The 6,533-nt window shown below is 45.7% G+C and carries 6 protein-coding genes; 4 read left to right on the top strand and 2 right to left on the bottom strand.

Translation table 11 applies throughout. The features are described 5' to 3' along the window. Positions 1–535: 535 nt before the first annotated feature. The gene (locus L5M28_RS19420) at positions 536–931 is read right to left on the bottom strand and encodes a VOC family protein (RefSeq protein WP_263149029.1); all 396 of its coding nucleotides are present in this window, start codon (positions 929–931) and stop codon (positions 536–538) included. A gap of 185 nt (positions 932–1,116) precedes the next feature. Between L5M28_RS19420 and L5M28_RS19415 the strand changes: the two genes are divergently transcribed. The 3 genes from L5M28_RS19415 (at position 1,117) to L5M28_RS19405 (ending at position 4,601) form a co-directional block, all read left to right on the top strand. Further along, complete coding sequence (locus L5M28_RS19415) at positions 1,117–1,698, top strand: DUF502 domain-containing protein (protein ID WP_028760527.1); 582 nt, start codon at positions 1,117–1,119, stop codon at positions 1,696–1,698. A gap of 398 nt (positions 1,699–2,096) precedes the next feature. After that, positions 2,097–4,073 (top strand): BCCT family transporter, encoded by a 1,977-nt coding sequence (locus tag L5M28_RS19410; RefSeq protein WP_105249669.1) that lies wholly within the window; start codon positions 2,097–2,099, stop codon positions 4,071–4,073. A 165-nt stretch (positions 4,074–4,238) separates the two neighbouring features. Next, a complete protein-coding gene (locus L5M28_RS19405; protein WP_028760525.1) occupies positions 4,239–4,601 on the top strand; it encodes a YajD family HNH nuclease in 363 nt (120 codons plus the stop codon). Positions 4,602–4,627: 26 nt separating this feature from the next. On the opposite strand, the gene L5M28_RS19400 is transcribed toward L5M28_RS19405, so the two are convergent. Beyond that, positions 4,628–4,861: a DUF1289 domain-containing protein gene (locus L5M28_RS19400; RefSeq protein ID WP_219256120.1), complete on the bottom strand. Its 234-nt coding sequence runs from the start codon at positions 4,859–4,861 to the stop codon at positions 4,628–4,630. A 159-nt stretch (positions 4,862–5,020) separates the two neighbouring features. Here L5M28_RS19400 and L5M28_RS19395 point away from each other — a divergent pair, with 159 nt between their 5' ends. After that, on the top strand, positions 5,021–6,370 hold the full coding sequence (locus tag L5M28_RS19395; RefSeq protein WP_263197728.1) for an SAM-dependent methyltransferase: 1,350 nt from the start codon (positions 5,021–5,023) through the stop codon (positions 6,368–6,370). Positions 6,371–6,533 lie beyond the last annotated feature (163 nt).

Here is a 6,533-nt window from a genome sequence, read left to right as displayed (position 1 = left end):
TTAACGATTAACCAACCAGCAAGTTGCTAAGACACTTGATTTGATGATGAGACAGTCAGACTGATCTACTAAAAACCTTACGAAAACACAGGCTCTGATGAAGCCGCAGGGATGATAAGGACAGTAGAAGCAAATATCCATCAGGGCCAGAGGAATCCCTCAATAAGAGGCCGAATATATGGGTGCAATGAACTCTTCTCAAAATTGATATCGAATGTCTTGCAAACCGGATGGGTCCATATATGTTTTAGTAGAGCCCTCAAGGATGAGTTTACGGCGAGTCACTGGGGAAGTAATGATAATTAACGCTGCAAAACCCAGTCGTCTTGTTTTGAGCACTCGCTTTTTAGCTGAGCCTATAGGGATACTTCTTAATTAGCTAAAAGGATCGCGAGTTAATCAGGGAAGTAATGACAATAAATGCCACTCAACTGTCGAGAGTCTTATCGCAAACAACAGTGAACCAGTATAACGTCAGCAGCAGTTCTGCTCGCCGCGTGCTAGCAGAACTGCTGCTGATATTGCCCCAATTCGCTTATCCCGTGCAGGCGGGTAGATATTCTGATAACTCAAGCAAGTTATAATCTGGGTCGCGGATATAGACAGAGTTTATCCGGCCTGTGGCGCCGGTTCGTAGCACTGGTCCTTCAATGATTTCAATCTGAAGTGCGTTTAAGTGGACGATCACTTCTTCTATATTGTGGCTGACCACAAAACACAGGTCGGCACTGCCGGGCGTGGCTGTTTCGGCTTTAGGTTCAAATTCTGCGCCCGCTTGGTGCAAGTTAATCTTTTGGTCGCCAAAACTTAACGCAATACGTTGATTGCCAAATACCACTTTTTTCATCCCGAGCACGGTTTGATAAAATTCGACACTGGCGGCGATGTCTTTTACGGTTAAGACCAAATGATCTAAGCGGGTTACGCGCATTTTACTTTCCTTAGAATGGCTCAGAGTGGGCCCTGAATTTGAACGCTGTCTCTATGCTTGAGACTATTACTGCCAGATACCTTACATCATGTGCTGGTGCAAAAGTGACTCTGTGGTAGCATTTGTGGCGTTTTTTGCGTAAATATTTTATGCCTTCTGTATCCCTATGACTGAATGAGAGTGTGATGAAAAAAACCTTAGCCCGCGGCTTAATGAATCTATTACCTATGGCCTTGAGTTTGTGGCTATTTTGGTCGTTGTTTGTATCGTTAGATGGTTTGGGAATTGTGATTTTAGAGTTGGTAGGGATTAACCAACACTTTGTCGGCGCGGGATTTATGCTGGTGGTGGCATTAGTTTTTGCCGTGGGCCTGCTGTTTTCGGTCAGCCCGATTGTGTGGCTTTATGGTTGGCTTGAGCGCCAGTTGATGCGTTTCCCATTGTTTAAATCGGTTTATGGCAGTATCCGTGATATCGCCTCTTTGATGAATCGTGATGGTAAGCCAACAAGCCAAAAGACAGTGTTAGTGAAACAGGCGAATGGCAGTTTTGTGGTGGGTTTTATTATGACGGATACGCCGCCACAGCCCTTGTTAGATGCGCTACCAGAGGGCGATTGGGTGCCTGTGTTGTTCCAATTGAGCTATCAAATGGCGGGTGTGACGAGCTTAGTTAAGCGGGATGATTTAATTATGGTTGATTGGTCGTTTGAGGAGGCGATGCGCTTCAATTTAACTGCTGGTATCTCGCAGTCACCGACTAAGTAATCCGATGAAGGTTTGTGCGTTTTAGCGTTTAAAATTAAATTTGATGATTTTTGTGGTATAATTTTTTGGCGACCAATATGGTTGCCATTTTTTATGCTGAATATTCTAGTAATATATTTGTTTTATGCTAAAGGTGGGTATTAGCTGCCTTAGTGGTGTTAATTCTGTTTATCCATCAATCATTGGCTTAAAAAAGTCGAGTGTTGTTAATCCCGTTGTTCAGATCCTGTCGCGTTTAGCCATAGCGAGTCGTTGCCATGATCTTTGGGATTTCCCCCATACTGGTCATAGATGAGCCACGCAGTATTAACCAAATTTTAAGTATAAGTTTTGTCCTATCTCGCCGTTGGTATGTTGAGATATTTGGAGTGTGAACCCGCTAGAAATAGGGAGAGTCAATGTCAATCAAGTCTAGTATTAATCCGCCGGTATTTTATTCGTCGGTCTTTTTCATCATCTTGATGGTGATGATTTGCGCAGTATGGCCCACAGAGGCAAACACCTTTTTTAGATCAATGCAGTCATGGATAGAAATGAAAGCCGGCTGGCTTTACATTCTAAGTGTGGCGTTTTTCCTGATTTTTATCATATTTGTCATGGTTAGTCGCTTCGGCGATATCAAACTAGGACCAGATCATTCAGTGCCTGACTACAGCTATAAAAGCTGGATCGCCATGTTGTTTTCGGCGGGTATGGGTATTGGTCTGATGTTTTTTGGGGTCGCTGAACCTGTGATGCACTATCTGGCGCCGCCGGATGCAACCCCTGAGAGTCTTATTGCCGCAAAAGAGGCAATGAAGATCACTTTCTTCCATTGGGGACTGCATGCTTGGGCGATTTACGCTGTGGTGGCATTGAGTCTGGCCTATTTCTCTTATCGACATAAGTTACCGTTATTGCCGCGAAGTGCGCTTTATCCCTTAATTGGTGAACGCATCTATGGTCCTATTGGCCATACAGTGGATACCTTTGCTGTGCTTGGCACTATGTTTGGGGTGGCGACATCACTGGGCTTTGGGGTGTTGCAGGTTAACTCGGGTCTGAGTTATCTATTTGAAGGTTTACCTAATAATGCTGTGGTGCAGGTGTGTTTGATTATCGGCATTACTTTATTGGCGACATTATCGGTATTTTCTGGTCTCGATAAAGGCGTGAAACGCTTAAGCGAACTCAATCTGGGTCTCGCGATTATTTTATTGCTTATTGTCTTGATCCTTGGCCCTACGGTTATGCTGTTGCAGGCTTTTGTGCAGAATACCGGTAGTTACTTAAGTGATTTAGTGGGCAAAACCTTTAACTTGTACGCTTATGAACATAAGGAAGATTGGCTCGGAGGCTGGACCTTGCTCTATTGGGGCTGGTGGATTTCATGGTCTCCTTTTGTCGGTACCTTTATTGCGCGTGTGAGTCGCGGCCGTACCATCCGTGAGTTTTTGATAGGTGTGTTATTTGTGCCATCGGCGCTGACCTTTCTGTGGATGACGGTATTTGGTAATACGGCGATTGATTCGATTATGAATCACGGCGCGACCTATCTTGCCGAGGCGGTGAATACCGATGTGTCAGTGGCCTTGTTTGTGTTTTTCGAGCACATGCCGTTTCCTACGTTACTTTCTGGGATTGCGATTTGTTTAGTCGTCACTTTCTTTGTGACCTCGTCGGATTCGGGATCCTTAGTGATTGATAATCTAACCTCGGGTGGTGATAACAATGCCCCCGTATGGCAGAGGATCTTTTGGGCACTGTTGCAAGGGGTCGTGGCATCGGTATTGTTGTTAGCGGGTGGGTTACAGGCGCTGCAAACGGCGGCTATCGCCAGTGCTATGCCGTTCTTAGTGGTGATGCTATTCATGTGTCTGGGCTTATTTAAAGCCCTGAAAAATGATTGGCTGAAGATTAATAGCGTGCAGTTACACAATACTAGTGTGCAATACGCCAAAACTAATATGAGCTGGGAAGAGCGTATTGGGGTTTTAGTCTCGCATCCTACCCATGAAGAAGCGCAAGTGTTCTTGAATAATGTTGCGACGCCCGCTTTGTCTAAGGTGTGCCAACACTTTATGGCTAAAGGCATAGTGGCCGATCTTGAATACTTAGATGGCCGCGTGCGATTAGTGATCAGCAATGAGGTGAATTTGCCCTTTGTTTACGGTGTACGAACGCGTTGTTTTGACATCACTAACCCAATAGGGACTGAAATCGAGCAGGGAAATACCTTGTATTACCGCGCTGAAGTGTACCTTGAACAAGGTGGTCAGCATTACGATGTGATGGGTTATACCGAAGAGCAAATCCTCGCGGATGTGGTGACTCAGTATGAAAAATACTTACATTATTTGCATTTGTCGAATGCCGATCATGCCCACGTAAGCTAAGTAACGTAAGTTAAGTAAGCTAAGCCAGTAACGTAAGTCAGCTTAGCCATTTACGTCTACAAATCGCGCACGATTAACCCGCAAAGTGCGGGAGATATTGCCCCAAGTGATAACTCGGATTATCCTTGGGGCAATTTTTTTAGGGTTTGTTTTAGGGATTACACTATGTCATCAGTGCCAGGCCAGAGTAAGTTAGATAAAGTATTAGCCGATGCGCGGGAGTACAAAGCTAAGCGTGAGAGCGGTTACCGTGAACAAGCGTTAAAACTCTATCCTTGGGTGTGTGGCCGCTGTACCCGCGAATTTACCCCAAAAAACTTAAGTGAACTGACTGTGCATCATAGGGATCATAACCACGATAACAACCCGTCAGACGGTTCAAACTGGGAATTATTATGTCTTTATTGCCATGACAACGAACATTCTCGCTTTGAAGAATTGATCCGTTACGGTAGCACCACAGAAACCAAGCAAGCGGCGGCGACCTACAATCCCTTTGCTGACTTGAAATCAATGCTGAAAAAATAGTCTTGTAGGCTGTTAGCAGGCGGCGTTTAGTCTTTGTCGGTTAAACGCGCTTCGGCAGCTAACCATTTATCACGGCTTAAAATATGCTGGTTTTCACTGCCTTCAAATAACGTTTTACGGGCGGGAAGTTGCTGACAAATGGTCGCCTGTTGCGTTTCGCTACTCGTGCGCCAACTGACAATTTCATCTATATGTCGAAAGCAGCCCATGCAGTAGTCTTCATCATTTAAACCGCAGCGTGCGACGCAAGGTGAAAGCATGTGTGTCCTCTTTAGGTATTGCTGACCGCGGTTTGCAGTTAACAGTCAGGTTGAGTGCTTTTAATGGCCGCGATACTAACATTTTTTCGCATAAAGTCATCCGTAGGGCTGATTCGCTCAGCCTAATACGAGACAAGTATTTTTTACACTGGGCATGACGTGAACCAAGATAATCTGCAGCAACAATTCACTTACTCACAGCAATTTAGCAAGCTTAATCAGTTGCTTGAAAAGAGTGCTGCCCTGTGGCAAGTGCGTGCATTTGAAGTGAACGCTTTGCCTTGGGCACAGGATTTTCCGCTGTTGGCCGAAGCTGTGTGGGCGCTGGCTGATGATGAGCTTGATGGACTCGATGCCGAGCAATCTTTACTGGTTAAGACGTTGTCACCGGCATTAAACCGCGATCTTAGGGCATTAGGCCAAGATTGGGACTTGTCATTGCTTACCACTGCCATTGCTGATATTGCAATTACCGATACCACAAAGGTAGATAAAGCGCAGGACCGCGGTTTGTCCTTTGATGATGAGGCGCACTTTAGTGCTCACATTAAAGGCCGAAAATGGCAGCAAATTACCGCCTTTGTGCAGCATTTACCGCAGCTTAATTTACCTGTGCTGGAATGGTGTGCGGGTAAAGGGCATTTGGGCCGCTTGATTGCTAAAGCTCGCGGCGCCGAAGTGGTGAGCTTAGAGTGGCAGGCGCCGCTGTGTGAAGCAGGGCAGGCTTTTGCTGATAAGTGGCAGTTATCGCAAACCTTTATTTGCGCCGATGCCTTTGCTATTGGCGCTGAGCACAGGGCTATAGCCACTGTCGAAACACCAGTTGAACATCCCTCAGCAGCGAATCCGTTAACAACTAACCCCTTAACTGCTCAGCAGCAAGCAGTTGCTTTGCATGCCTGCGGAGATTTGCATGTTCGGCTGTTAACGCTGGCGGCCGAGGCGGGCACGCAGGCATTGGCTATTTCTCCCTGTTGCTATCATTTAATTCAAGCGAGCCATTATCAGCCGTTATCCATTCTTGCTCAGCAGAGCAGCCTAAAGCTCAGTCGCCATGATTTACAGTTACCGCTGCAGCAGAGTGTGATCGCTAATCCCAAACAGCAAGCGCTACGCCATCAAGAAATTGCGTGGCGCTTAGGCTTTGATGCACTGCAACGTGAATGTCGACAAATCGACGAATATTTGCCTTTACCCTCGTTAAAACAGAGCCAGTTGAGCGGCAGTTTTACGGATTTTTGCCTGTGGGCGGCCGAGACGAAGGCAGTTAATTTAGCGAAAAACAGGGATTTTGAAGCTTGGCTTGACGTTGGGCGACAAAGACAACAATTAACTCGCCGTATTGATTTAGTCGCGCATTTATTCCGCAGCGCACTGGAGCAGTGGTTAATCTTAGATCGCGCTTGTTTTTTGCAGGAACAAGGATATGGTGTTTGCGTGGGTGAATTTTGTGCAAACAGCGTCACACCAAGAAATACGCTGATTTTAGCGCAAAAAATGGCGGTATAATTTTGCGCGTCTAAAAACATACTGTACTGTGATGTTTTTTATGAATTATTTCTATATTAGCGCATTTAAGTTTAGTGATAGTGAATTCAGGGCCGTCGTGTTTGGAACCTGCGCTGTGAGACAAGTCTTACACTCAAGATGGTTTTTTATTGAATCATCGGGC

The sequence above is a fragment of the Shewanella sp. SW32 genome, from assembly GCF_025653365.1.
Lineage (GTDB): Bacteria > Pseudomonadota > Gammaproteobacteria > Enterobacterales > Shewanellaceae > Shewanella > Shewanella oncorhynchi.
Note: the sequence above shows the minus strand (reverse complement) of the source record. Positions and strands in the feature narration are given on the sequence as shown.

Bases quoted from the DNA above. Each gene is read 5' to 3' on its own strand.
- L5M28_RS19420 (WP_263149029.1), bottom strand. From the start codon at position 931: ATGCGCGTAACCCGCTTAGATCATTTGGTCTTAACCGTAAAAGACATC.
- L5M28_RS19415 (WP_028760527.1), top strand. From the start codon at position 1,117: ATGAAAAAAACCTTAGCCCGCGGCTTAATGAATCTATTACCTATGGCC.
- L5M28_RS19410 (WP_105249669.1), top strand. From the start codon at position 2,097: ATGTCAATCAAGTCTAGTATTAATCCGCCGGTATTTTATTCGTCGGTC.
- L5M28_RS19405 (WP_028760525.1), top strand. From the start codon at position 4,239: ATGTCATCAGTGCCAGGCCAGAGTAAGTTAGATAAAGTATTAGCCGAT.
- L5M28_RS19400 (WP_219256120.1), bottom strand. From the start codon at position 4,861: ATGCTTTCACCTTGCGTCGCACGCTGCGGTTTAAATGATGAAGACTAC.